Below are 22,790 nucleotides of genomic sequence, written 5' to 3' on the forward strand. Positions count from 1 at the left end.
TTCCTTAATATAATTTAATATCCTTACTATTTAACTCCTTATAAATAGCACAAGATTGCTCATGTCTTTTATCACAACCCATAGCAAAGTATCTTTTTGCCATATTTATCTCGTTTTTTTCTTTTTGATAATAACGACCCAATAAATAACAAGCCTCTCCAAAATCTAAACTACAAGACTTTGAGTAATAACTAAGGGCAGTTTTTAGATTCTGCCTAACTAGTGTCCCATTTTCATAAATAGAAGCTAGTTTATAACAAGCCCTACCATCTTTTAGATTACAAGAAGTGTGATAAAAATAAATAGCCATTTCCCCATCTTTTTCCTTTTCATAAAAAAGCCCTAAAGTGTTACAACTTTGCGTATCATTTAGCTTACAAGCATTGTGAAACTGCAAAAGAGCTTCATTTTCCTTGCTCTCACTTCTTAAATTAATAGCTAAATTTGAACAAGCCTTAGCAAGTCCAAAACGACAAGATTTTTCATAAAATTTATTTGCATTTGTTATATTTTTACTAACGCCTTGGCCATTTTCATTCATGTAAGCTAAGAAAAAACAAGACTTTGCACTGCCCTTTTCGCAAAGATAATCAAAAATTTCATAGGCCTTTACAAAATTGTTTTTATCATAAAATTTCATGGCCTCGTTTATATCTCCAAAGGCAAAAATGCTTAAAAATAACAAAAGCAAAATTCGCATTTATAAGTTCTCCAAGTCTTTTTTTATACTTAAAATCAAGCTTAATCTTTTATTTAATTCGCTTTTTTTCTCATCTATAAAGGAATTTTTCTGACTAATAATATCAAAATTTTCATTAAAAAAAGACTTAATAATCTTAGTAATAACTGGCTTAGATATAAGCAAGGCTTCAAATTCATATACATTTAACTCGGTTAAAACCCTTTCATAAATTTCACTTTTTTTAGGATAAAAAAGTGAAAATTGCGTGCTGTCTAGCTCGTAAAATGCTCTGCTTTCATTAATCTTTCTACTAAAAAAACTAAGACTTAATTTTGTAGCATTTTCATAATTTGCAAAGGCCTTTAAATTCAGTTTTTCAAAAAAGATATCGATTTCTAAACAATGCTTAAATAAAGCCTTTTCAAAGTCCTTTAAAAAATACTCATCACTTGCATTTGCAAAGGCCCTAAGTTCGCTAAAATTAATCTCGCTTTGCAAAAAATTATCCTTTTGCAAATTTGAAAACCTAGCCTTAAAAAGCAAGATATCCTTATGTAATTTCTCAAAACCTTGCCTTAAATCGCTTTTTAAATTTTCAAAAGAAATACCTAATTCATTTTTCGTTTTTTTAAATTCCTTACTCATAATATCAGAATTGTAAAACATAGCCAAAAAGGCATCATCACTTGATATATAAGGACTTTTGTAATCATATTTAATAAATAAGCCATTTTTTAAAAAGCCCTTAGCCTCTTTGTAAAAATGAGCGTCCTTTTCCTTTACATAAGAAAAAATCTCCGTACTTATTCGCTCACTTATGCTTTTAAGCTTATCTAAAAGCTGGTGACTTAAAATTTCTACCCTTTCAAGCAAATTTTTAAAATACTCTTTTAAATAGCTTTCAAAGTCTTTAAATTCATTTTGTAAACGCGTAAAAACCTCTTCAAAAAGCCTTGTTTCATTTTCTAAAATTTGAGTGTAATAAAGCATTTTTCTCTTGGTAAAATTTTCTTTCAAGCTTTTTTTATCCAAATTTTCAAAATATTTTAAAAGCAAAGGAAAATTTGATTTTTCATAGCTTTTTTCTTCTTTTGCCTCTTTGCAAGAAATGGCAATTACTTCTTTAAAATATTGATTAAAAACGCCCTTTGCATAGTTTAAAACATTATTAAGCTCACTTTCATTTAGCTTATCTTTTTGATTTAAAACGCAAATGCTTTGACCCCCTAAAAGTTCTAAATTTGCCTTTATAGCATCTTCTTCGCTTTTTTTACCTGCATTGTCAATCAAACTTAGCCACACTACAGCGTGAGTGTTTGATAATTCTTTCATAGTTGTAAGTGTGTCTGTATCGTTTGCATTAAGGCCTGGGGTATCTACAAGGGTGATTTCTTGCAAGATTGTTGCAGGGGCATAAATGTGCAAAGAGGTTGCTTCTTTATTGCTTTGTCTTTGGTCTGTATAACTTGCTAACTCGCTAATATCGGTTACCTTATCACTACCATCTTTAAATTTAATTCTTAAAAAATAATCCTTTCCAAAGTGCAAAAAAGTAGGCTTAAAGGTAACGGGGATAACGCCTGTTGGAAGACATTCTTTTTTTAATAACAAATTTAAAAGGCTTGATTTTCCACTTGAAAATTGACCTATGATTGCTATATTTACATTTTTATCAAGGCTAAAAAGAAGTTCGTCTAATTCATCAGTCATAGCCTTACTAAGATGCATAAAGGGTTCTTTTAATCTTTTGCAAAGGGCGTTAATCTGCCCCTTAAAGCTTTCATCAAATTTTACTTCAAAGGCATTATTATAAGCGTTTATAAAGTCATTTAAAATTTTAATTTGCATTTAAAAGTCCTATTTTTAGCTGATTTAAAAGAGCTATTTTTTCGTTATTTTCTTCGTAGGCACTGGTAAAATTTACATTTTCATTATTTAAATTTGAAAGCAAGGCTTGTAAATTTTGTAATTTTTCATTTTGCATTTTTTCAAAATGTTGCAATTTTTCATTTAAAAAATTAAAAAAGGTGGAATTTATATTTAAGCTATCAAGCATTTTATTTAATTCAAAATCCTTGAAACCCTGTAAAATCATAGTATCAAGTTCTTTTTCAAGCATGAAAAGTTCCATTTTTTGCTCACACAATTTTGAAATTTGCATTCTTAAAAGGGCGAATTTTTCTCCTGAAAATATATTATCAATATTTTTAGAAATACCGTCTTTAAAGGCTTCAAAGCCGTTATCAAAATCATCTTGCAAGAATTTATACTCAATGCTTAATTTTGTCTTTATATCATCAATCTTTTTTAAATTTTCAAACTTAACCTCTCTTAAAATATCATTTATCCCATCTTTTACGCAAATATCAATAATATTTAAAATACGGGCTAAATTAAGCTTTTTAGCATTATTTTTAATATAGCTAAGCTCGTCAACAAGCCTTTCTTTAAGCTTTTTAGCCAAAAGTAATAATAAATTTTCAATCCCACTTTGGATATTTTCTAACTTATCCTTACTAAATTTAATCTCGTTTTTTGCAGATTCTAAGGCCTTTTTTTGTTCCTTAAATTCCTTTAATAAATTCTCATTTTCAAGGCTTAAATTCGCACTTTTATCCTTTAATAATTTATTTGCAAGTTCATATTCTTCAATAAGGGCATTTAATTCTAGTAAAAGTTCTTTTTTATAAGCATTTAGGGCAATTTTGCTTTTTTGCCCTCCATAAAGGGCATTAAATAAATATTCTTCAAATTCTAGCATTTTGCTTTCTTTTAAAGAATTTTCATTAGCCTTTTTTTGATAAAAATCACTAGCCTTTTTTGCACTAACACATAAAAAATCAATCTTTTCTACTAAATTTATATCAACTGCTTCAAGTCTATTTTGAAGGCTATTTTTAGTATATTCTATCACTTCATCAAGTTCATTTTGACTTAATAAATCAGCCTTGGTAAGTACTATTAAGAATTTATTTAAGCGAGAATTTAACAAACAATTTATTAAAAATTCGCTATCTTTTTGCGTTAGACTTTGACTTGCATTCATAAGGTGTATTAAAAAATCGCTTTCTTTTAAATACTCATTTGTGACAATCTCCCTTTGAACCACTATATCATCAAGCCCCGGAGTGTCAACTACTGAGATATTATTTTGTAAAAATTCTAAATTTGTGTAAAGTTCGATCTTTTTAATAAGAGCTGATAGCTTATTTTTAGCACTGCTAAAATCCTTTAAAGTATTTATTGGAATTTCTTGTATTTTATTTTCTTTAAATACATAATCTTTTATATTTACTTCTTTTTCTAACTTCAAAACAAAATCATTTAACTCGTCACTAAACTTAGCCGATTTTATTATATTTTCCCATTCATTTTCATTCCAAAAATAAATTTTAGCTATATTAGAATCCCCATATTTTAAAATGGTTAAATTTGCAGTTTCAGGTATATTAGAAACGCCTAAAAAATCTTCTTTTAATAAAGCATTTAAAAGGCTTGATTTACCAGCATTCATAACGCCTGTAATAGCTATGTTAAATTCTAAATTTTTAAATTTATGTAACGTACTTTGCAATCTTTGTTTTGTATTTTCACTTAAGCTAAGTTCTTGTAATTTTAAATTTATACTATCAAGTTCTTTAAAACTTGCTTTAAATTCGGCTTTTTTATCGATTTTATTAACTTCTAATTTTTGTAAAAATTCACTTATTAAAATATTATTTGAAACATTTTCTAAAATTTTTAACGCCTTTAATAAATCATTTTTATCTAAAAAACCTTCTTTTATAAGCTTTATAAGGCAAAGTTGAGTGTTTTGAAGTTCAAAAATATCAACCCTGCATCCTATTTTTTGAAAAATGTTTTTAAATTCTTGTAATAAAAAATATCTTTCATAATTTTGTAAATTTGCACTTAAAATTATGGCACATTCTGAAATATCAAGGTCACACTTAAAATTAGCATTTATATCTAAAAATTGTAAGCGATTTTGCCAAGTTTGTTGTAAAAACTCTTGTAAGTTCATTAAGAATTCCCCCTAAAAATAGGGGAAATTTTATTTATTAGCTTGTGAAACAAGTTGTCTTCTCATGTAAGCAATTTTACTTTGCAAAGGTAGAGATTTAGGACAGTTATCCTCACAAGCTAACAAGGACATACAACCAAATGCTCCATCATCATCACCAACTAATTCATAAAAATCTTCTATGCTTCTATGATCATGTGGGTCTTGCAAATATCTAGCTGTTCTTAAAAGCCCAGTAGCAGCTATGAAATTTGGTCTCATCAATTTTGTAGCACAACTTGCAACGCAAATTCCACACTCTATACATCTATCAAGTTCAAAGGTTTCATAAGCAACAGCAGGGTCGATTGGCTCTTCTAGCTTAGAAATATCAACTTCTTTATCATTATGAACCCAGCTTTCAACTCTCTTACACATAGCCTCAAACCACTCACCCGTATTAACGCTTAAATCCTTAATGTGTCTAAACGCTGGCATAGGCATTAATTCAATCTCGCCATCAGGATAATCCTTTGTCAAGGTCTTACAAGCAAGTTTAGGAACGCCATTAATCATCATCGCACAACTTCCACAAATACCAGCACGACAAACAAAGTCAAAACTCAAATCAGCATCCATTTTTTCGCGAATTGTAGTAAGACAAACAAAGACTGTCATAAAAGGAGTCTCCTCAAGTTCATAGGTCACAAAATGTGGCTTAGAAATTTTGCTTAAAGGATTATATTTAAAAGCCCTAATTTTTAATGTTCTACTCATAATCTACTCCTACTCTTTGATTTAATGCTTTATATTTTGCTTGAAGTTCATAAGGCATTAAAGCGTGTTGAATTTCTTGTCGGCTTTTGCCCTCACTTTCCATTTTTTCACGAATCGCATCAACTTCTGCTTGACGTTTTTCACTTAAAGGATTTTCTATGATATTACCCTTTGCACCATATCCACGAAAGGCCGGTGGCATTTCCATTTTCATAATATCAAGTTCATCATACTCAACCCTTGGCATAGTTTCACCCTCAACCCAATAAGTAAGTGTTCTTTTACACCAATTTAAGTCATCTCTTTTTGTATAATCTTCTCTATAATGTGCCCCACGACTTTCAGTCCTATCTAGTGCACCCTTAGCAACGCAAAGTGCAACTTTTAGCATTCTAGGCACCCTGTAAGCTTCTTCAAGTTCAGGGTTTGCAGTGTCTAATTCTTTACTATGAACCTTAACATCTAAAGAATGCTTATAAAGTTCTTCAAGTTCATTAACTGCTTCTTGTAAGCCCTGTCCTGTTCTAAATATAGCTACCTTATCCCACATTAACTCTTTCATTCTGTTTTTTATCTCAAAAACATTATATTTTCCTTCCTTAGTAGTTAATGATTTAAGATATTGATATTCTTTGCTTAAAAAATCTTTTACTATATTTGTATCAACCACCTCGCCATTATTCTTACAATAATCAGCAAAATAATCACCTATAATCATACCAGCTACAACCGTTTCAGCACAAGAATTTCCACCTAAACGATTAAAGCCATGCATATCCCAACAAGCTGCCTCACCACAAGCAAAAAGACCATTTAACCATTGGCTTTCACCTGTTGGCTTAGTGCGAATTCCACCCATTGAATAATGTTGCATAGGTAAAACAGGAGCCCAACCCTTTGGACCCTCATCTGCTGGGTCTATGCCATTAAAGGTTTTACATATATCTTGTACGTCGCGTAAATTTCTTTCAATATGAGCACGGCCAAGTATTGAAATATCAAGCCATAAGTGATCTCCATAAGGACTTTTTACACCCTTACCCTTACGAATATGTTCCATCATGCGACGACTTACGACATCTCTACTTGCAAGTTCTTTTTTTTCAGGTTCATAATCAGGCATAAAGCGATAACCATCAACATCACGCAAAATTCCACCATCTCCACGACAGCCCTCAGTAAGTAAAATTCCACTCGGTACAATAGGAGTTGGGTGAAATTGCACTGCTTCCATATTTGAAAGTCTGCAAAGCCCTGTTTCAAGTGCTATAGCTGCACCTGTTCCTTCACAAATAACTGCATTTGTAGTTTGTTTATAAATTCTACCATACCCACCAGTAGCTAACATTGTCCCTCTTGCTATATAAGCAATTAATTGACCATTTGTTAAATCTCTAGCTATTACACCTAAGCATTTTTTGCCATCGTGCATAATGCGTACTGCTTCCATTCTATCTATAATCTTTACTTGGTGTTTAATGGCCTCATTTGCTACGCCATAAAGCATACAATGCCCTGTCGCATCGGCTATATAACAAGTTCTCCATTTCTTAGTACCACCAAAATCCCTTGCATTTATAAGTCCATGAGAGGCTTCTTTTTCTTCGATAACGGTTTTTTGTGCGTTAATAACAACCGTTCTTGGACCCTTTGTAACTCTAGTCCAAGGCACACCCCAAGAGGCTAATTCACGTACTGCTTTTGGGGCAGTTTGTGCAAACATTCTAGCTACTTCTTGGTCGCATCCCCAATCCGAACCTTTTACCGTGTCGGCAAAGTGTAGATCCTCATTATCACCCTCTCCCTTAGCTCCATTTCCTAAACTTGCTTGCATACCACCTTGAACAGCTGCTGAGTGCGACCTTTTAACAGGACAAATACTCAAAAGTGTTACACTTTGACCACTTTTTGCTACTTCAATGGCTGCACGAAGACCTGCTAAACCTCCACCTATTATCAAAGCATCACTATATTGTATATTCATAAATTTGCTCCATTAATATAAATTTGAATAACCGATTTTTGCAAAGGCTGCAAGACTTAAAATTCCTAAAACCAAGAAAATAATACCTATAATCCATTTTGCAGCTTTTAACTTTTTACGGCTTTGTTTTGTATCTTTTCCTTCAAACCAACCCCATTTAACACAAAGTCTATAAAGACCTATACTACCATGAAATTCAACGCAAAGAAGTAAAACTATATAAAATAACCACATAAAATGATTTACAACTCTAGCACCTGATAGCTCACCTGTGATTTTATCAGCATTTGTAATAATAATAACTAGGTGCGCAGAACCAAGAAAGAACATTATAAAACCTGTGAAAGCTTGAACCCACCAAAGTGAAGTATCGCTATGTTTCATCTTTTTAGTATGTGTTCTTAGAATTTGGTATTGACGATAATTTATAGGAAATTTTCTCATCGCCAAACAAGCATGTATAATAAATATGATTAAAACACAGGCTGCTAAAAACGAGGTTACATAACTCATAACAGGGTTATCATAAACAAATTTTAATTCTAAAACATGAACAACAGAATTAAAAAACTCTTCGCTAACTAAAATAGTCGATACAAAAATCATATGTATCCACATAAAAAGCCCTAAGAAAAGGCCAGTAGCACTTTGGATAAAGTCTAATCTTGCAGGTATTCTACTTTTTTTACCCTCAAGCGACTTACCAAAATATCCTTCGATAAGCTGAGTACTCATCTTTACTCCTTAAAATTAATGTTTGAAAATGTAAGTATTATATTACATTAGCCTTTAATATAAATTAAATCCCTTGTTTTTTAAATTTTAGGTGAACATAAAGTAACATTGCACAAAAAAACATTAGTAAACTAAGCACTTGACCCATGCTAAAATTAAGCCATACAAATCCCATACCAAAATCAGGTTCCCTATAAAATTCACAGATAAAACGAGCTAATGAATAAAGTCCGGCATATGCTATTATTAACTCACCTTTAAAATTTTGTTTAATTTTAATTAAATAAATAAAGACAAAAACCACAAGACCTTCTAAAATGGCCTCGTAAAGTTGTGATGGATGCCTTAAAACATCATTTACATAAATGCCCCAGGCTACATCAGTAACACGTCCAAATAATTCTTGATTTAAAAAATTTCCAATTCTACCAAAAAAATACGCCAAAGGTACGCTTAAGGCCACTAAGTCTAAATATAGCCAAGCATCTTGTTTGTGTCTTTTACAAAAGGCAAAGGTTGCTATAAAAAATCCAAGCACTGCCCCATGATAACTCATGCCACGAATTCCTACAAATTCGCCATTATGATAGGGATTAAAAATTTCCCAAGGTCTTGTTAGATACCAAAGGGTATTATCATCATAAATTAAAATATAACCAAGTCTAGCCCCTAAGATTACGCCAATTTCTACCCATACAAAATAATTATCAAGCATAGCATTGCTAATATTAATCTTAAATTTCTTAACAAAGAATTTTCCCAAAACCAAGGCTAAAAGTAAGGCAATAACATACATAATGCCATACCAATGAACCTTAAAACCAAATATAGAAAACGCTACTACATCGAAATTTGAATAAATATTTTGCCAAAAATTCACAATCTTTTCCAAAAAATTTTGTAAAAATATAGCAAAAAAACTTTAACTTGTTATAATTTCACAAAAATTTCTAAAAAAGGTTTAGCAAATGAAAAAATATCTGCTCATTATAAGCTCTTTGTCTTTAGTGATTTCCTTATTTTTCGCAGCGTGTGGAGGTGCTAGTTCTACCTTTGTAAATGTTTCTATGCCAAATTTCAAGCCTCAAGTTAATCCTGATATAAAGCCTGTAAGTTCAGGTGCCCGGGTAGCTTTACAAGAAATAAACATAGAAAGAAACAACAACTACACTGATTATTTTGAAAATTCTGTTTTAAGGATAAGGATAGATGAAGAAATAGAACTTTTAAAGCAAAATTTAGAAGAACAAATGAAAAATATTATCGCCTTAAAGGGCTATGAGTTAAGCAATTCCAACCCTCATTATAAGCTTACAAGTAATATTACAATTTATATTGATGAAAGTAACGCCCAAAAAAGTGAACAATGGCTAAGTGGCGAGTCAATAACTTCAAATTTAGGACTTAGATTTGAAGGACATATTGATTTTATCAACGCAAATAAGCCTCAAAGTGCGACAAATATTAAAAGCAATACCCAACTTGATTCTAATGTAGAACTTGTATATCCTATAAAAAGCACAGAAGGAGTAAACATGTTTAAAACCACGCTTTCTTCTGTGCCAACTCAGTTAAATAAGGGCTTAGAAAGACCTGCCTTTGAGATAGATAAAAGCTTTTTATCCTTTTATAAAAGTACTTTAAAAAGCCTTTATGAAAATATGCCAAAGGCTACAGGCTTTGAAGGTAGTGAAACACAAAACGAGGAAGGTTATGCTGAATTTAATATAGATAATAGCTTTGATGAAGAAAATGTTAAAGCTGTAGAAACAAGCACAAACGAAAGCCAAGAAAACATACATAAACACGAAGATGATGGCTTTGTAATATTTGATTAAAAAAGGATAAATTATGAGAAGTGATGCGATAAAAAAAGGACATTTAAAGGCCCCAAATCGCTCTTTATTAAGGGCTTGTGGCTTAAAGGATGAAGATTTTAATAAGCCCTTTATAGCAGTAGCCAATTCCTATATAGATATAATACCTGGTCACTTTTTTTTAAATGATTATGCAAAAATTATAAAGGATGAGATTAAAAAAAATGGCTGTGTGCCCTTTGAATTTAACACTATAGGCGTTGATGATGGCATTGCTATGGGGCATGGGGGTATGCTTTATTCTTTGCCAAGTCGCGAACTTATAGCAAATTCTATAGAAACTATGATGAACGCTCACCAACTAGATGCCCTTATTTGTATTCCAAACTGCGATAAAATAACCCCTGGAATGCTTATGGGTGCATTAAGGGTAAATGTACCTACTATCTTTGTAAGTGGTGGTCCTATGAGTGCTGGTTATAGTAAAAGTGGAGAAAAACTTACCTTAAATAGCGTTTTTGAAGCTGTTGGGGCCTTTGAAGTAAATAAAATAGATGAAGATACCTTAAAGGATATTGAGTGCAAGGCCTGTCCTGGAGGAGGTAGTTGTAGTGGTATGTTTACAGCAAATTCTATGAATACATTGTGCGAAGCCATGGGAATTGCCTTAGAAGGAAATGGGACTATCTTAGCCCTAACCCCACAAAGAGAAGAATTGCTTAGAAAGGCAGCAAAAAGAATTTGTGAGATTGCCTTAGATGATAAATTTAAAATAAAAAATATTATAAATGAAAAAGCCGTTAAAAATGCTATGGTTGTTGATATGGCTATGGGTGGAAGTTCAAATACGATTTTACACATGCTTGCAATTTCAAGAGAGGCAGGTTGTGCCCTAGATATAGCTAGTTTAAATGAGATTAGCAAAAAAACAGCCCATATTGCTAAGATAGCCCCTTCTTTACCTAGCGTTGTAATGAGTGATATACATGAGGCCGGTGGCGTAAATGCTGTAATGAAAGAAATTTCTCTGCAAAGTGAAAATTTATTAGAACTTGATGCATTAACAATAACTGGCGAAAGTATAAGAGAAAGAATTAAAAATGCTACAACTCATAATAAAGAAGTGATTAGAAAAATAGACAATGCCTATTCAAAGGTAGGAGGTCTTGCTATTTTATTTGGAAATTTAGCCTTACAAGGTTGTGTTGTAAAAACTGCTGGTATTATGGGAGAGCGTAAATTTAGTGGCAAGGCTGTTTGTTTTAATTCACAGGACGAGGCAATAAAGGGCATTATAAAGGGTTCAGTTAAAAAGGGTGATGTATGCGTAATTCGCTATGAAGGGCCAAAGGGAGGCCCTGGTATGCAAGAAATGCTAAGTCCTACTAGTTTATTAATGGGAATGGGTCTTGGAAGTGATGTAGCTTTAATAACCGATGGTAGATTTAGTGGGGCTACAAGGGGTCTTTGTATAGGTCACATTAGCCCTGAGGCTGCTGAGTCTGGTTTAATAGGACTTTTAAGGGATGGTGATATTATAGATATTGATGTTGATTCTTATACAATAAATGCTCGTTTAGACGAAAGTGAGATTAAAAAAAGAAAAAAAGAATTTAAAATACCAGAAAAAAATCTAAATTCAAGATGGTTAAAAATGTATCAAAAACTAGTAAGTAATGCTAGTAAGGGTGCAGTACTTGACATGGATTAATTTAACTAATGGTAGGTTTAAATGAATATTATTTTTATGGGGACTCCTGATTTTGCTGTGCAAATCTTGCAAGGCTTAGTTGGTTATAATATTAAGGCAATTCTTACACAAAGTGATAAAAAGGTAGGTAGAAAGCAAATTTTAAGCCCTAGTGCTGTTAAGGATTATGCCTTGCATAATTTAAAAGAAGTACCCATTTTTACGCCAAAAAATTTTAATAATGATGAATTAATAGTTAAAATTAAGGCTTTTAAGCCTGATTTTATAGTAGTTGCTGCTTATGGAAAAATTTTACCAAAGGCTGTTTTGCAAATCGCCCCTTGCATAAATTTACACGCTTCTTTGCTTCCAAAATATAGAGGGGCAAGTCCTATACAAAGTGCTATTTTAAATGGTGATGAAAAAAGTGGCGTTTGTGCTATGTTAATGAATGAAAGGCTTGATGAAGGAGATATTTTAAAAAGCGTTGAATGTGATATTAGGGGTAAAAATGCAAAAGAAGTTTTTAATGATTTAGCAAATTTAGCAAGCATACTTTGCAAAGAGGTACTTTGTAATTTTAATAACCTAAACCCTATAAAACAAGATAACACAAGGGCATCGTATTGTACTAAGATAAAAAAAGAAGATGGGCTTGTAAGTTTGCAAAATGCAAAAGAACTTTATCAAAAATTTTTAGCCTTTACACCTTGGCCAGGTATTTTTTTAGAAAATGGCTTAAAATTTATAGATATAGAATTTATAGATGAAAAAGAACATGAAAAAATGGGTAAAATTTTAGCCCTTGAAAAAGATTCTTTTTTATTAGCTTGTAAAAAAGGGACATTAAGGATAAAAAAAATACAAGAAAGTGGTAAAAAAATTTTAGATGCTAGAGTGTTTTTAAATGGAAAAAGGCTTAAAAATGAAGATAATTTGTGTTGAAAATTTACCTTCTACTCAGATTTTTTTATGCGAACAAATTAGACAAAATAAAATTACACAAAATACTGCCATTTATGCCTTAGAACAAAGTAGTGGCATAGGTAGTAGAGAAAATTTATGGACTAGCTTTAAGGGAAATTTACACCTTTCTTTTTGTATAAAAGAAGATGATTTAAGCAAGGATTTAAAATTAAGTTCAGCTAGTATTTATTTTGCTTTTTTATTAAAAGAATGCCTTGCAAAAAAGGGTTCAAATGTATGGCTTAAATGGCCAAATGACCTTTATATAGATGATTTAAAGGTAGGTGGGCTCATGAGTTCAAAGATAAAAAATTTTGTTATAGTTGGAGTTGGTTTAAATTTAAAAAAGGCCCCAAATGGTGCAGGAATTTTAGATATAGAGATTGATTTAAAGGAACTTGTGCATGATTTTGTAAAATATTTAGATGAAAAAATTCAATGGAAAGATATTTTTAATAAATATGTGCTAGAATTTGAAAAATCAAGAAAATTTAGTGTTCATTACAAGGGCAAAAAATATCCATTAGATAATGTTTTGCTCTATGAGGATGGATCAATTTTATTAGATAATGTGAGGGTATATAGTTTAAGATGAGTGAGATTATTACTATTGCAAATCAAAAGGGTGGTGTTGGAAAAACGACTACAGCAGTAAATTTAGCTGCTTCTTTGGCCGTGGCTGAAAAAAAAGTTTTACTTGTTGATGTAGACCCTCAAGCAAATGCTACAACAGGGCTTGGCTTTAAAAGAAGCACTTATGAATATAATATTTATCATGTTTTCATAGACAAGAAAAAACTTTCTGATATTATCCTTAAAACAGAACTTCCTCAACTTCACCTTGCACCCTCAAATATAGGTTTAGTAGGCATTGAACAAGAACTTGCCGAAAGTAAAGATAATGAAACAAAACTAGTTTTAAAAAATCAATTAAAAGAAGTGATTGACGAGTATGATTTTATAATTATCGATTCGCCCCCAGCACTAGGAAATATTACAATAAACGCCTTTGTTGCAAGTGATAGCGTTATCATTCCTATACAATGTGAATTTTATGCACTTGAAGGCGTAGCAATGGTATTAAATACGATTAAAATTATAAAACGAACTCTAAATCCAAAGCTCAAAATTCGTGGCTTTTTGCCTACTATGTTTAGTGCTCAGAATAATCTTTCAAAAGACGTGGTTGCTGATATTAAACAAAATTTTACAGACCAATTATTTAGACTTGACAATAGTAAAAAAGATGAATTTATAATCATTCCTCGCAATATAAAACTAGCTGAAAGCCCAAGTTATGGTAAGCCTATTATTTTATTTGATATTAAATCGCCCGGTTCTGTTGCTTATCAAAATTTGGCATATTCTATTTTAGGTTAAGAAAATGGGTTTAAATAAAGAACAAGGCTTAAGTTTTATATTAGGTGATATGGATGCAGTTTATAGCAAAGAATTAGGACTTGATAAAAAAGAGATTATAGAACTTTCAATCGCTAAAATTAAGACAAATCCTTTTCAACCTCGTAAAAATTTCAATGAAGAAGCCTTAAATGAACTTGCCCAATCAATCAAAGAACACGGCTTAATCCAACCTATAATTGTAGTAAAAAATGGTACAGATTTCACACTTGTAGCGGGTGAAAGAAGACTTAGGGCTAGTAAAATTTTAGGCCTCAAAAAAATTTCGGCCATAATTTGCGATGCTAAAGAAGATAAGCTTAGAGAACTTGCCTTGATTGAAAATATACAAAGGGAAAATTTAAATCCTATAGAATTAGCACATTCTTATAAAAGTTTGATTGAAGAATATAAAATAACACAAGAGAATTTATCTACTCTCATACATAAATCAAGAACTCAAATAACAAATACACTAAGGCTTTTAAATTTAGATGAAAAAACTCAAAAATTAATAGCCCAGGGTAAGCTTTCACAAGGTCATGCTAAGGTGCTTGTCGGGCTTAATAAGGATGATGAAAAGGTTATAGTAGATAGCATTATAGGGCAAAAATTAAATGTTAGACAGACAGAAAAGATTGCACAAAGTGTTAAAAATAAAGAAGTGCAAAATTTACCCAATAGACTTGAGTTTGAAGCTCAAATGCAAAATCTTAAAAAAATACTTGAAAAACTAGGTTTTGAGTGTAAAAACAGCAAGGAAAATCTTACCATTTGTTTGAGTAGTATTGAAAAAATTAAAAAATTAGTAAAAATTTTAAAATAATTTAAGTGAATCTTAGCTTTTTTTAGATAAGATTTTAAAGATTTGTTAATAAATTATAAATAAAGGAGAGTTATGTTTGATGATATGAGCCCTTCCATAATGATAGCTACAGTAGCGATATTTTTAGCTATGATAGTTATCTTAAATGCTATATTTTATAAGCCACTTTTAAAATTTATGGATGAAAGAGATGATTCTATTAAAAAAGATGAAAACAAAGTTAAAGAAAATTCAAAAGAAATGCTTGGTGCAAATGATGAAGTAGAATTGATTTATAAAAAAACTAGAGAAGAAATTCATAATATTAAACAAAGTGCGATTAATGAAGCAAGAGTAGAAGCTGATCAGCTTATACAGGCAAAAAAAGATGAGTTAGAGCGAAAAATGGCTCTTTTTTACACAGAACTTGAAACGCAAAAACAAGAATTAAAACAGCAATTATTTGCCTATTTGCCCGATTTTAAACAAAGTTTGCAAAATAGCATTAAAAAGGTTTAATTATGAAAAAAATACTTTTATTTTTATTCCCTTTATATCTTTTTGCAAGTGCTGGTGGAAGTGGCGAATATGACATAGTTCCAAGACTTATAAATTTTATTATTTTTGTTGCTATTCTTTATTATTTTATAGCTTCTCCTTTAAAGAATTTTTTTAAGTCTAGAAAGGATAAAATTTCAAATAGACTTGATGAAATTCAAAAAAAACTTAATGAAAGCAAGGCAAAGAAATTTGAAACTATGAAAAAGCTTGAAGATACAAGGCTTAGTTCAGTAAATGCAATAGCTACCGCCAAACAGGAAGCCGAACTTTTAGCACAAAAGATAAAAGATGATGCAAAAAAAGAGTTAGTGTTATTTGAAAAGCATTTTGAAGAACAAAAAGAATATGAACTTAGAAAAATGCAAAAAGAAGTTGTTTCTCAAGTTTTAACAGAACTTTTCAACGACAAAGAAGTAGCACTTAAACAAAATGAAGTTATTGATATTATAACGAAAAAGGTATCCTAATGAATGATATAATAGCAAAACGATACGCAAGGGCTGTTTCTAAACAAGATATTAATGAAATTTATGAAACATTAAGTGGTCTAGTCCCTGCTTTTTCCTTACCAAAATTTAAAATAATAGTAGAATCAACGCAGGTTAAAAAGAAAAAAAAAGCGGAATTGCTTTTTTCTTTTTTTGAAAATTTAAGTCTAAATTGTAAGAATTTTTTAAATTTATTAGTTGAAAATTCAAGAATTTCTTATATTCCTCAAATAGTCAAAGAACTTGAAAGACAAAAAATAACTGAGGAAAATATTTATATAGGACTTGTTTATACAAAAGAAGTCTTAGCCCAAGAAAAGCTTGAAGAATTACAAGCTAAATTAAGTCAAAAATTCAAGGTTAAAATTCAGTTGCAAAATCAACTTATAAATATTGATGGCGTTAAAATTGTTTTAGAAGAGTTAGGTTATGAAATTTCTTTTTCTATGAAAACACTTCAAAACAGAATAAGTGAATTTATATTAAAAACTATTTAAGGAGTATGAATAATGAAATTTAAAGCTGATGAAATCAGTTCAATCATCAAAGAAAGAATCGCAAATTTTGATTTAAATTTAGAAATCGAAGAAACAGGTAAGATTATTTCTATTGGCGATGGTATTGCTAAGGTTTATGGTCTTAAAAATATCATGGCTGGTGAGATGGTAGAATTTGAAAATGGCGACAAAGGGATGGCCTTAAACCTGGAAGAAAGTAGCGTTGGTATCGTTATTCTAGGCAAAGGAAGTAATTTAAAAGAAGGTTCTTCTGTAAAAAGACTTAAAAGACTTTTAAAGGTTCCTGTTGGCGATGCTATGGTAGGTCGTGTTGTAAATGCATTGGGTGAGCCAATTGATGCTAAGGGTGCTATTAATACCGATAAATATCGCTTTGTTGAAGAAAAAGCAAAGGGCATTATGGCTAGAAAAAGCGTTCATGAATCACTTCACACTGGCATAAAGGCCATTGATGCACTAGTTCCTATTGGTCGTGGTCAAAGAGAATTAATCATAGGCGATAGACAAACAGGTAAAACAACAGTCGCTATTGATACAATCATTAGCCAAAAAGGACAAGATGTTATCTGTATTTATGTAGCCATTGGTCAAAAGCAAAGCAATGTGGCACAAGTCGTTAAAAGACTTGAAGAACATGGGGCTATGGATTATACTATAGTTGTGAGTGCTAGTGCGTCTGATCCCGCCGCGCTTCAATACCTAGCACCTTATGCTGGTGTAACAATGGGAGAATTTTTTAGAGATAATTCAAGACATGCCTTAATTATTTATGATGATTTAAGCAAACACGCTGTAGCTTATCGCGAAATGTCGCTTATTTTACGTCGTCCTCCAGGTCGCGAGGCCTATCCTGGTGATGTTTTCTATTTACATTCAAGATTGCTTGAAAGGGCTAGTAAGTTAAATGATAGTCTTGGGGCTGGTTCATTAACAGCCTTGCCTATTATTGAAACACAAGCTGGCGATGTTTCTGCTTACATTCCTACAAATGTTATTTCAATTACCGATGGACAAATTTTTCTTGAAACCGACTTGTTTAACTCAGGCGTTCGTCCTGCTATTAATGTTGGTTTATCCGTATCTCGTGTTGGAGGGGCAGCTCAAATTAAGGCTACAAAACAAGTTTCAGGTACGCTTAGACTTGACCTAGCACAATATAGAGAACTTCAAGCCTTCGCACAATTTGCAAGCGACCTTGATGAGTCAAGTCGTAAGCAACTTGAAAGAGGACAAAGAATGGTAGAGGTTTTAAAACAACCTCCTTACGCACCATTACCTGCTGAAAAACAAGTAATTCTTATCTTTGCAGGTACTAGAGGCTTTTTAGATGATATTGATATTAGCAAGGTTAGGGAATTTGAAACGGGAATTTATTCTTTTATTGATACTAAGTATCCTGAGCTTTTTGAACAAATTCGCACTAAAAAGGCTTTAGATAGTGAGTTAGAAGAAAAAATTAGCAAAGCTATTAACGATTTTAAAGCAAATCATTTATAAGGTTTCTTTATGTCAAATTTAAAAGAAATTAAAAGAAAAATCAAAAGCGTTCATAATACGCAAAAGACCACAAATGCTATGAAGAATGTTTCTTCTGCTAAACTTAAAAAAGCAGAAGAAGCAGCCAAAAGAGCTAGGCTTTATGCGGAAAAGATTGATGAAATTTTAAGTAAAATTTCTTTTCAATTAAACAAACTTATATTAAATGAATCTGATGATAGATTTAATTTATTTCATCCAAAAGAAGTGGTTAAAAATATCGACCTTATTTTCATAACTGCTGATAAAGGGCTTTGCGGTGGTTTTAATTATAAAACCATTAAGGCAGTTAATGAACTTTTAGAAGATTATAAAAGTAAAAATATAAATGTACGCTTGAGAGCTGTTGGAAAAAAAGGCATTGAATATTATAATTTTCAAAAGGTAGAACTTTTAGAAAAATATCTTCATCTTAGTTCAAGTCCAGATTATGAAAAGGCTTCTGCTGTAATACATGCTGCGATTAAGGATTTTATGGATGGCATTACTGATGGCGTAGTTTTAGTACATAATGGATATAAAAATATGATATCGCAGGAAATTAAAATAGGTCATATAGTACCTGTTGAACCTTTGATATTAGAAGAAGAATCACAATCTCATTCTATTTTAGAATTAGAACCTGAGAGCGAAAATTTATTACAAGATTTAATGAAAACTTATTTTGAATACAATATGTATTATGCCTTGATTGATTCATTAGCTGCTGAACATAGTGCTAGAATGCAGGCAATGGATAGTGCTACAAATAACGCTAAAGATAGGGTTAGAGAGCTAAATTTAGCTTACAATAAAGCAAGACAAGAGTCAATTACTACTGAACTTATAGAGATTATCAGTGGTGTTGAGGCTATGAAGTAGAAATTTTAAGGAGAACAAAACTTATGCAAGGATTTATTTCACAAGTAATTGGTGCGGTTGTTGATGTTGATTTTGAAGAATATTTACCTCAGATTAATGAAGCAATTATTGCAAATTTCGAAGCTGAGGGTAAACAACATAAACTTGTTTTAGAAGTAGCTGCACATTTAGGAGACAATAGAGTTAGGACTATAGCTATGGATATGACCGATGGCTTAGTGCGTGGAACAAAGGTTGAGGCCTTGGGAAGTTCTATTAGCGTACCTGTTGGCGAAAAGGTTTTAGGTAGGGTTTTTAATGTCGTGGGTGATTTAATAGATGAAGGTGAGGAGATAAATTTTGAAAAACGTTGGACTATTCATAGAGACCCACCAGCCTTTGAAGACCAAAGTACAAAGAGTGAAATTTTTGAAACAGGCATTAAGGTAGTTGACTTACTTGCCCCTTATGCAAAGGGTGGTAAAGTAGGACTTTTCGGTGGTGCTGGTGTTGGTAAGACAGTTATTATTATGGAACTTATACATAATGTTGCCTTTAAACATAGTGGGTATTCTGTATTTGCGGGTGTTGGAGAAAGAACTAGAGAAGGAAATGACCTTTATAATGAAATGAAAGAAAGTAATGTTTTGGATAAGGTTGCCCTTTGCTATGGACAAATGAACGAACCACCAGGTGCAAGAAATCGTATCGCTTTAACAGGTCTTACAATGGCAGAATATTTTAGAGATGAAATGGGACTTGATGTGTTAATGTTTATCGATAACATTTTTAGATTTTCTCAATCAGGTTCAGAAATGTCAGCACTACTAGGTCGTATCCCATCAGCCGTTGGATACCAACCAACCCTTGCTAGTGAAATGGGACGTTTCCAAGAAAGAATTACTTCTACTAAAAAAGGTTCAATTACCTCTGTTCAAGCTGTTTATGTTCCAGCTGATGACCTTACAGACCCAGCGCCAGCAACCGTTTTTGCACACCTTGATGCCACTACAGTTCTTAATAGGGCCATTGCTGAAAAAGGAATTTATCCAGCTGTTGACCCTCTTGATTCTACTTCTAGAATGCTTGACCCAAATATAGTAGGCGAAGAACATTATAATGTAGCTCGTGGGGTTCAATCCGTACTTCAAAAATATAAAGATTTACAAGATATTATTGCTATTTTAGGTATGGATGAGTTAAGTGAAGAAGATAAACTCACTGTTGAAAGGGCTAGAAAGATAGAGAAATTCCTATCTCAACCATTCTTTGTGGCAGAAGTTTTCACAGGTAGCCCGGGTAAGTACATTAGCCTTGAAGATACAATAGTAGGCTTTAAAGGAATTTTAGAAGGCAAATATGATAATCTACCAGAAAATGCCTTTTACATGGTAGGAAATATTGACGAGGTTATCGCAAAAGCAGATAAAATTAAGGGCTAAATATGAGTGATTTACTTAAATTCGAAATTGTTACGCCTATGGGTAGAATTTATGAAGGTGATGTAAAATCTGTAAATTTGCCAGGAAGTGAAGGTGAATTTGGGGTTTTAAAAGGACATGCATCTTTAATATCTTCTTTAAAATCAGGTGTTATTGATATAGAAAAAAACGACGGAGAACATGAATTAATAGCCATTGATGAAGGTCATGCCCAAGTTGATGAATTTGGGGTTTGTGTTTTAGCAAAGGGTGCTGTTTGGGTTGCAGGTGGCGATGAAAGCGAAATAGAACGTAATCTACAAAAGGCTAAGAATTTAATCCAATCAATTAGCTCAGATAATGTAGCTATGGCTGCAACCTTTTCTAAACTTGATACTGCGAAAGCTCGTAAATGAACATAGAAGCAGCCTTTCATTTTTTTAATAGCTCAAGCCTTATAACTTACATAGTTTTGGCTTGGCTTTCTTTTTATTTTATAATCTCCTTTGCCATACTTTTTGCAAGATCTACTTATCTGGCAGCATGGAGATTAAGAGAAAAACAAAGCTTAGAAAGTTTGCTTTTAGGACAAAAAGATATTAGCAAAACGCGTTCAATTCTAAGAAAAAGCACTGATAGTAATCCTTTGCATTTAGAAATTTACAAAAATTTAGCACAAAGAAGGGCAACTGGAGGTCTTACTTGGTTAAGCATTATAGCTTCAACTTCGCCCTTTATAGGTCTTTTTGGAACGGTTATTTCTATATTAGAAACCTTTGGAGGACTTGGAACACAAAATTCACTTAGTATAATAGCCCCGAAAATTAGCGAGGCGCTAGTAGCTACTGGTTGTGGAATTTTAGTTGCTATCCCTGCTTATACCTTTCACCTTATTATAAAAAGAAAGGCTTATGAGTTAATAAGCGTTATAGATAGCGAGATAAAAGTTATAAGTAGCAAGGCTTAAAATGCTCTTTGATGATGAAAAGCCAGAATTAAATATTACTCCCTTAGTTGATATTATGCTTGTTCTACTTGCAATTTTAATGGTAACAGCCCCAAGCATTACCTATGAAGAAAAAATAAACCTGCCTCAAGGTTCTCAAAAAAATTCAAGCTCCCCAACCGTTAAAAGCTTAATAGTTAGCATTAATGCAAATAAAGATATTTTAATCAATCAAGAAAAATTTAATTTTGTTAGCTTTGCTGATAACCTAGCTCAAAAAAGGTCTCAATTTAACCCTGAAGAAACGGTTTTTATAAGGGCTGATAAGAATTTAAAATATGATGATGTTATTTTTGTATTAAGAAGTATTAAAAATTTAGGCTTTAATAAAGTGGCCTTGCAGACAGAGTAATGAATAATTACGGCATAGGAAATTTTAATTCTTTTTTATTAGCAGTGCTTTTTTATGTACTAGTGATTGCCTTTATATTTTTTCGCTTTGTACAAATGCAAGAAAACGCCATTCGCTACACAGATATACAAGATAGCTTTGTGGATATAGAATTAGCAGACCCTGCCCCTGCTACGCCAAAGCCCATAGCTACTCCACAGCCAAAGCAAGTTGAAGAAGAAGTAAAGCCACCAGAACCTGAACCTGAAAAGATTCAACAAGAAACTACAAATAAAGCTGTTGAAACAAGTCCTATTAAACAAGAAGCTACAAATTTTGACGCACTTTTTGGCGATGTAAAAGAAATTCAAGTAGCAAAGGATACCAAAGTTCAATCTTCTAAAAAATCAGACTCTAAAACAAGCACTCCTAAAAATTCAGCAAGTGAGATTGTAAAAAAAGCTACTGATAATTTATTGCAAGATGAAAATCAAGGCAAGGGCGAAAACACGCAAAAGCAACGAACAGGCGTTTATGATGCATTTTTAGGTAGGGTTACTAGGGTTATACAAGAAAGATGGAGTTTGTATTATCCAAATTCTAAAAAGATTACTGTTGTGGTTAAAATTTTCATAGATAAAGATGGAAATTTTGGGTATACAGAGGTGGCAAAAAGCTATAACGAAGCCTTTGATTCTAAGGTTTTAGAATTCTTAGAAGGACAAAAGGGCAAATTTATAGCAAACCCTCCAAAATCTCAACAAGTAAATATAACTATGAATTTAGGCGATGATATAGAAGTTGTAAATTAAAATTTAATTTTAAAAATTTATATTTACATTTTCATCATTTATAATTTTTTCTATATTTGAGTTTAAAATTCTTTTTATATATTTAATACTTTTATCTAAATCATAAATTCCTGCATTTTCACAAAATATATTATCAACTTCGTTAAAATTTTCTAAAGTTAATTTTTTATAATCTAAATTAATATTTAGATTATGATATAACTTTGTGATTTCTTCTTGTTTTTGAGTTGGAAAATTTGGAAAAGATAAATATTCCAATATGTTTGAGCAAAACTGCCACCATGCCCACCAACTTTCACAAAATCTATAATTTTTTTACTTACAAAAAAATCTAAAAAACACTTTATGAACATACTTTTGATTAAATTATTTTTATAAAGTGTAATGCCATGAATGTTTGTAATATAATTTTCATTACTA

Annotated in this window: 23 protein-coding genes and 1 pseudogene; 16 read left to right on the forward strand and 8 right to left on the reverse strand. The window is 31.7% G+C overall.

Annotation, left to right across the window (positions count from 1 at the left end):
- Positions 1 to 4: 4 nt before the first annotated feature.
- The 7 genes and pseudogenes from FMM56_RS04775 to lgt form a co-directional block, all read right to left on the reverse strand.
- Positions 5 to 700, reverse strand: coding sequence for a tetratricopeptide repeat protein (locus FMM56_RS04775; protein WP_150151083.1), 696 nt, complete (start codon positions 698 to 700; stop codon positions 5 to 7).
- The gene (locus tag FMM56_RS04780; protein ID WP_150140790.1) at positions 701 to 2,530 is read right to left on the reverse strand and encodes a dynamin family protein; all 1,830 of its coding nucleotides are present in this window, start codon (positions 2,528 to 2,530) and stop codon (positions 701 to 703) included.
- Positions 2,520 to 4,706 carry a dynamin family protein gene (locus tag FMM56_RS04785; RefSeq protein ID WP_150207923.1) on the reverse strand — a complete coding sequence of 729 codons (2,187 nt, stop codon included), beginning with the start codon at positions 4,704 to 4,706 and terminating at the stop codon, positions 2,520 to 2,522. The genes FMM56_RS04780 and FMM56_RS04785 overlap by 11 nt, the downstream gene beginning before the upstream one ends.
- A gap of 30 nt (positions 4,707 to 4,736) precedes the next feature.
- A complete protein-coding gene (locus tag FMM56_RS04790; RefSeq protein WP_150207926.1) occupies positions 4,737 to 5,462 on the reverse strand; it encodes a fumarate reductase iron-sulfur subunit in 726 nt (241 codons plus the stop codon).
- Positions 5,455 to 7,446 carry a fumarate reductase flavoprotein subunit gene (locus FMM56_RS04795; RefSeq protein ID WP_150140785.1) on the reverse strand — a complete coding sequence of 664 codons (1,992 nt, stop codon included), beginning with the start codon at positions 7,444 to 7,446 and terminating at the stop codon, positions 5,455 to 5,457. Before FMM56_RS04795 ends, FMM56_RS04790 begins: the two co-directional genes overlap by 8 nt.
- 21 nt (positions 7,447 to 7,467) lie before the next feature.
- Positions 7,468 to 8,181: pseudogene (locus FMM56_RS04800) on the reverse strand (fumarate reductase cytochrome b subunit); the annotation flags it as partial.
- Positions 8,182 to 8,245: 64 nt separating this feature from the next.
- On the reverse strand, positions 8,246 to 9,061 hold the full coding sequence (gene lgt / locus FMM56_RS04805) for a prolipoprotein diacylglyceryl transferase (protein ID WP_150206056.1): 816 nt from the start codon (positions 9,059 to 9,061) through the stop codon (positions 8,246 to 8,248).
- Positions 9,062 to 9,149: 88 nt separating this feature from the next.
- Between lgt and FMM56_RS04810 the strand changes: the two genes are divergently transcribed.
- From FMM56_RS04810 to FMM56_RS04885, 16 genes are all read left to right on the forward strand, one after another.
- A complete protein-coding gene (locus FMM56_RS04810; protein WP_150140779.1) occupies positions 9,150 to 10,019 on the forward strand; it encodes a hypothetical protein in 870 nt (289 codons plus the stop codon).
- 13 nt (positions 10,020 to 10,032) lie between these two features.
- The gene (gene ilvD / locus FMM56_RS04815; protein ID WP_150140777.1) at positions 10,033 to 11,709 is read left to right on the forward strand and encodes a dihydroxy-acid dehydratase; all 1,677 of its coding nucleotides are present in this window, start codon (positions 10,033 to 10,035) and stop codon (positions 11,707 to 11,709) included.
- Positions 11,710 to 11,730: 21 nt separating this feature from the next.
- Positions 11,731 to 12,633 (forward strand): methionyl-tRNA formyltransferase, encoded by a 903-nt coding sequence (gene fmt / locus FMM56_RS04820; RefSeq protein ID WP_223810216.1) that lies wholly within the window; start codon positions 11,731 to 11,733, stop codon positions 12,631 to 12,633.
- A complete protein-coding gene (locus tag FMM56_RS04825) occupies positions 12,596 to 13,249 on the forward strand; it encodes a biotin--[acetyl-CoA-carboxylase] ligase (RefSeq protein WP_150140775.1) in 654 nt (217 codons plus the stop codon). Before fmt ends, FMM56_RS04825 begins: the two co-directional genes overlap by 38 nt.
- Positions 13,246 to 14,034, forward strand: coding sequence for a ParA family protein (locus FMM56_RS04830; RefSeq protein ID WP_150140773.1), 789 nt, complete (start codon positions 13,246 to 13,248; stop codon positions 14,032 to 14,034). The genes FMM56_RS04825 and FMM56_RS04830 overlap by 4 nt, the downstream gene beginning before the upstream one ends.
- Positions 14,035 to 14,038: 4 nt before the next feature.
- The gene (locus FMM56_RS04835) at positions 14,039 to 14,878 is read left to right on the forward strand and encodes a ParB/RepB/Spo0J family partition protein (protein ID WP_150140771.1); all 840 of its coding nucleotides are present in this window, start codon (positions 14,039 to 14,041) and stop codon (positions 14,876 to 14,878) included.
- 72 nt (positions 14,879 to 14,950) lie between these two features.
- On the forward strand, positions 14,951 to 15,376 hold the full coding sequence (locus FMM56_RS04840; protein WP_150140769.1) for a FoF1 ATP synthase subunit B': 426 nt from the start codon (positions 14,951 to 14,953) through the stop codon (positions 15,374 to 15,376).
- A gap of 2 nt (positions 15,377 to 15,378) precedes the next feature.
- Positions 15,379 to 15,885 carry a F0F1 ATP synthase subunit B gene (locus tag FMM56_RS04845; protein WP_150140767.1) on the forward strand — a complete coding sequence of 169 codons (507 nt, stop codon included), beginning with the start codon at positions 15,379 to 15,381 and terminating at the stop codon, positions 15,883 to 15,885.
- On the forward strand, positions 15,885 to 16,403 hold the full coding sequence (locus tag FMM56_RS04850) for a F0F1 ATP synthase subunit delta (protein WP_150140765.1): 519 nt from the start codon (positions 15,885 to 15,887) through the stop codon (positions 16,401 to 16,403). Before FMM56_RS04845 ends, FMM56_RS04850 begins: the two co-directional genes overlap by 1 nt.
- Before the next feature lie 12 nt (positions 16,404 to 16,415).
- Positions 16,416 to 17,921 carry a F0F1 ATP synthase subunit alpha gene (gene atpA, locus FMM56_RS04855; RefSeq protein ID WP_150140763.1) on the forward strand — a complete coding sequence of 502 codons (1,506 nt, stop codon included), beginning with the start codon at positions 16,416 to 16,418 and terminating at the stop codon, positions 17,919 to 17,921.
- A 9-nt stretch (positions 17,922 to 17,930) separates the two neighbouring features.
- Positions 17,931 to 18,821: an ATP synthase F1 subunit gamma gene (gene atpG / locus FMM56_RS04860; protein ID WP_150140761.1), complete on the forward strand. Its 891-nt coding sequence runs from the start codon at positions 17,931 to 17,933 to the stop codon at positions 18,819 to 18,821.
- A gap of 23 nt (positions 18,822 to 18,844) precedes the next feature.
- Positions 18,845 to 20,242 carry a F0F1 ATP synthase subunit beta gene (gene atpD, locus FMM56_RS04865; RefSeq protein WP_150140759.1) on the forward strand — a complete coding sequence of 466 codons (1,398 nt, stop codon included), beginning with the start codon at positions 18,845 to 18,847 and terminating at the stop codon, positions 20,240 to 20,242.
- A gap of 2 nt (positions 20,243 to 20,244) precedes the next feature.
- The gene (gene atpC, locus FMM56_RS04870; protein ID WP_150140757.1) at positions 20,245 to 20,637 is read left to right on the forward strand and encodes an ATP synthase F1 subunit epsilon; all 393 of its coding nucleotides are present in this window, start codon (positions 20,245 to 20,247) and stop codon (positions 20,635 to 20,637) included.
- Positions 20,634 to 21,188: a MotA/TolQ/ExbB proton channel family protein gene (locus tag FMM56_RS04875; RefSeq protein ID WP_150140755.1), complete on the forward strand. Its 555-nt coding sequence runs from the start codon at positions 20,634 to 20,636 to the stop codon at positions 21,186 to 21,188. The genes atpC and FMM56_RS04875 overlap by 4 nt, the downstream gene beginning before the upstream one ends.
- A gap of 1 nt (position 21,189) precedes the next feature.
- Positions 21,190 to 21,579, forward strand: coding sequence for an ExbD/TolR family protein (locus tag FMM56_RS04880; RefSeq protein WP_150140753.1), 390 nt, complete (start codon positions 21,190 to 21,192; stop codon positions 21,577 to 21,579).
- On the forward strand, positions 21,579 to 22,370 hold the full coding sequence (locus FMM56_RS04885; RefSeq protein ID WP_150140751.1) for a TonB C-terminal domain-containing protein: 792 nt from the start codon (positions 21,579 to 21,581) through the stop codon (positions 22,368 to 22,370). The genes FMM56_RS04880 and FMM56_RS04885 overlap by 1 nt, the downstream gene beginning before the upstream one ends.
- Before the next feature lie 9 nt (positions 22,371 to 22,379).
- On the opposite strand, the gene FMM56_RS04890 is transcribed toward FMM56_RS04885, so the two are convergent.
- Positions 22,380 to 22,628, reverse strand: a complete 249-nt coding sequence (locus tag FMM56_RS04890) for a hypothetical protein (protein ID WP_150140749.1) — start codon at positions 22,626 to 22,628, stop codon at positions 22,380 to 22,382.
- Between the last annotated feature and the right edge of the window lie 162 nt (positions 22,629 to 22,790).

This window comes from Campylobacter sp. LR264d (assembly GCF_008633895.1).
Taxonomy (GTDB): Bacteria; Campylobacterota; Campylobacteria; order Campylobacterales; family Campylobacteraceae; genus Campylobacter_D.

Excerpts from the sequence above, each read along its gene's own strand:
- FMM56_RS04775 (WP_150151083.1), bottom strand. The coding sequence starts at position 700 with ATGCGAATTTTGCTTTTGTTATTTTTAAGCATTTTTGCCTTTGGAGAT.
- FMM56_RS04780 (WP_150140790.1), bottom strand. The coding sequence starts at position 2,530 with ATGCAAATTAAAATTTTAAATGACTTTATAAACGCTTATAATAATGCC.
- FMM56_RS04785 (WP_150207923.1), bottom strand. The coding sequence starts at position 4,706 with ATGAACTTACAAGAGTTTTTACAACAAACTTGGCAAAATCGCTTACAA.
- FMM56_RS04790 (WP_150207926.1), bottom strand. The coding sequence starts at position 5,462 with ATGAGTAGAACATTAAAAATTAGGGCTTTTAAATATAATCCTTTAAGC.
- FMM56_RS04795 (WP_150140785.1), bottom strand. The coding sequence starts at position 7,446 with ATGAATATACAATATAGTGATGCTTTGATAATAGGTGGAGGTTTAGCA.
- FMM56_RS04810 (WP_150140779.1), top strand. The coding sequence starts at position 9,150 with ATGAAAAAATATCTGCTCATTATAAGCTCTTTGTCTTTAGTGATTTCC.
- ilvD (WP_150140777.1), top strand. The coding sequence starts at position 10,033 with ATGAGAAGTGATGCGATAAAAAAAGGACATTTAAAGGCCCCAAATCGC.
- fmt (WP_223810216.1), top strand. The coding sequence starts at position 11,731 with ATGAATATTATTTTTATGGGGACTCCTGATTTTGCTGTGCAAATCTTG.
- FMM56_RS04825 (WP_150140775.1), top strand. The coding sequence starts at position 12,596 with ATGGAAAAAGGCTTAAAAATGAAGATAATTTGTGTTGAAAATTTACCT.
- FMM56_RS04830 (WP_150140773.1), top strand. The coding sequence starts at position 13,246 with ATGAGTGAGATTATTACTATTGCAAATCAAAAGGGTGGTGTTGGAAAA.
- FMM56_RS04835 (WP_150140771.1), top strand. The coding sequence starts at position 14,039 with ATGGGTTTAAATAAAGAACAAGGCTTAAGTTTTATATTAGGTGATATG.
- FMM56_RS04840 (WP_150140769.1), top strand. The coding sequence starts at position 14,951 with ATGTTTGATGATATGAGCCCTTCCATAATGATAGCTACAGTAGCGATA.
- FMM56_RS04845 (WP_150140767.1), top strand. The coding sequence starts at position 15,379 with ATGAAAAAAATACTTTTATTTTTATTCCCTTTATATCTTTTTGCAAGT.
- FMM56_RS04850 (WP_150140765.1), top strand. The coding sequence starts at position 15,885 with ATGAATGATATAATAGCAAAACGATACGCAAGGGCTGTTTCTAAACAA.
- atpA (WP_150140763.1), top strand. The coding sequence starts at position 16,416 with ATGAAATTTAAAGCTGATGAAATCAGTTCAATCATCAAAGAAAGAATC.
- atpG (WP_150140761.1), top strand. The coding sequence starts at position 17,931 with ATGTCAAATTTAAAAGAAATTAAAAGAAAAATCAAAAGCGTTCATAAT.
- atpD (WP_150140759.1), top strand. The coding sequence starts at position 18,845 with ATGCAAGGATTTATTTCACAAGTAATTGGTGCGGTTGTTGATGTTGAT.
- atpC (WP_150140757.1), top strand. The coding sequence starts at position 20,245 with ATGAGTGATTTACTTAAATTCGAAATTGTTACGCCTATGGGTAGAATT.
- FMM56_RS04875 (WP_150140755.1), top strand. The coding sequence starts at position 20,634 with ATGAACATAGAAGCAGCCTTTCATTTTTTTAATAGCTCAAGCCTTATA.
- FMM56_RS04880 (WP_150140753.1), top strand. The coding sequence starts at position 21,190 with ATGCTCTTTGATGATGAAAAGCCAGAATTAAATATTACTCCCTTAGTT.
- FMM56_RS04885 (WP_150140751.1), top strand. The coding sequence starts at position 21,579 with ATGAATAATTACGGCATAGGAAATTTTAATTCTTTTTTATTAGCAGTG.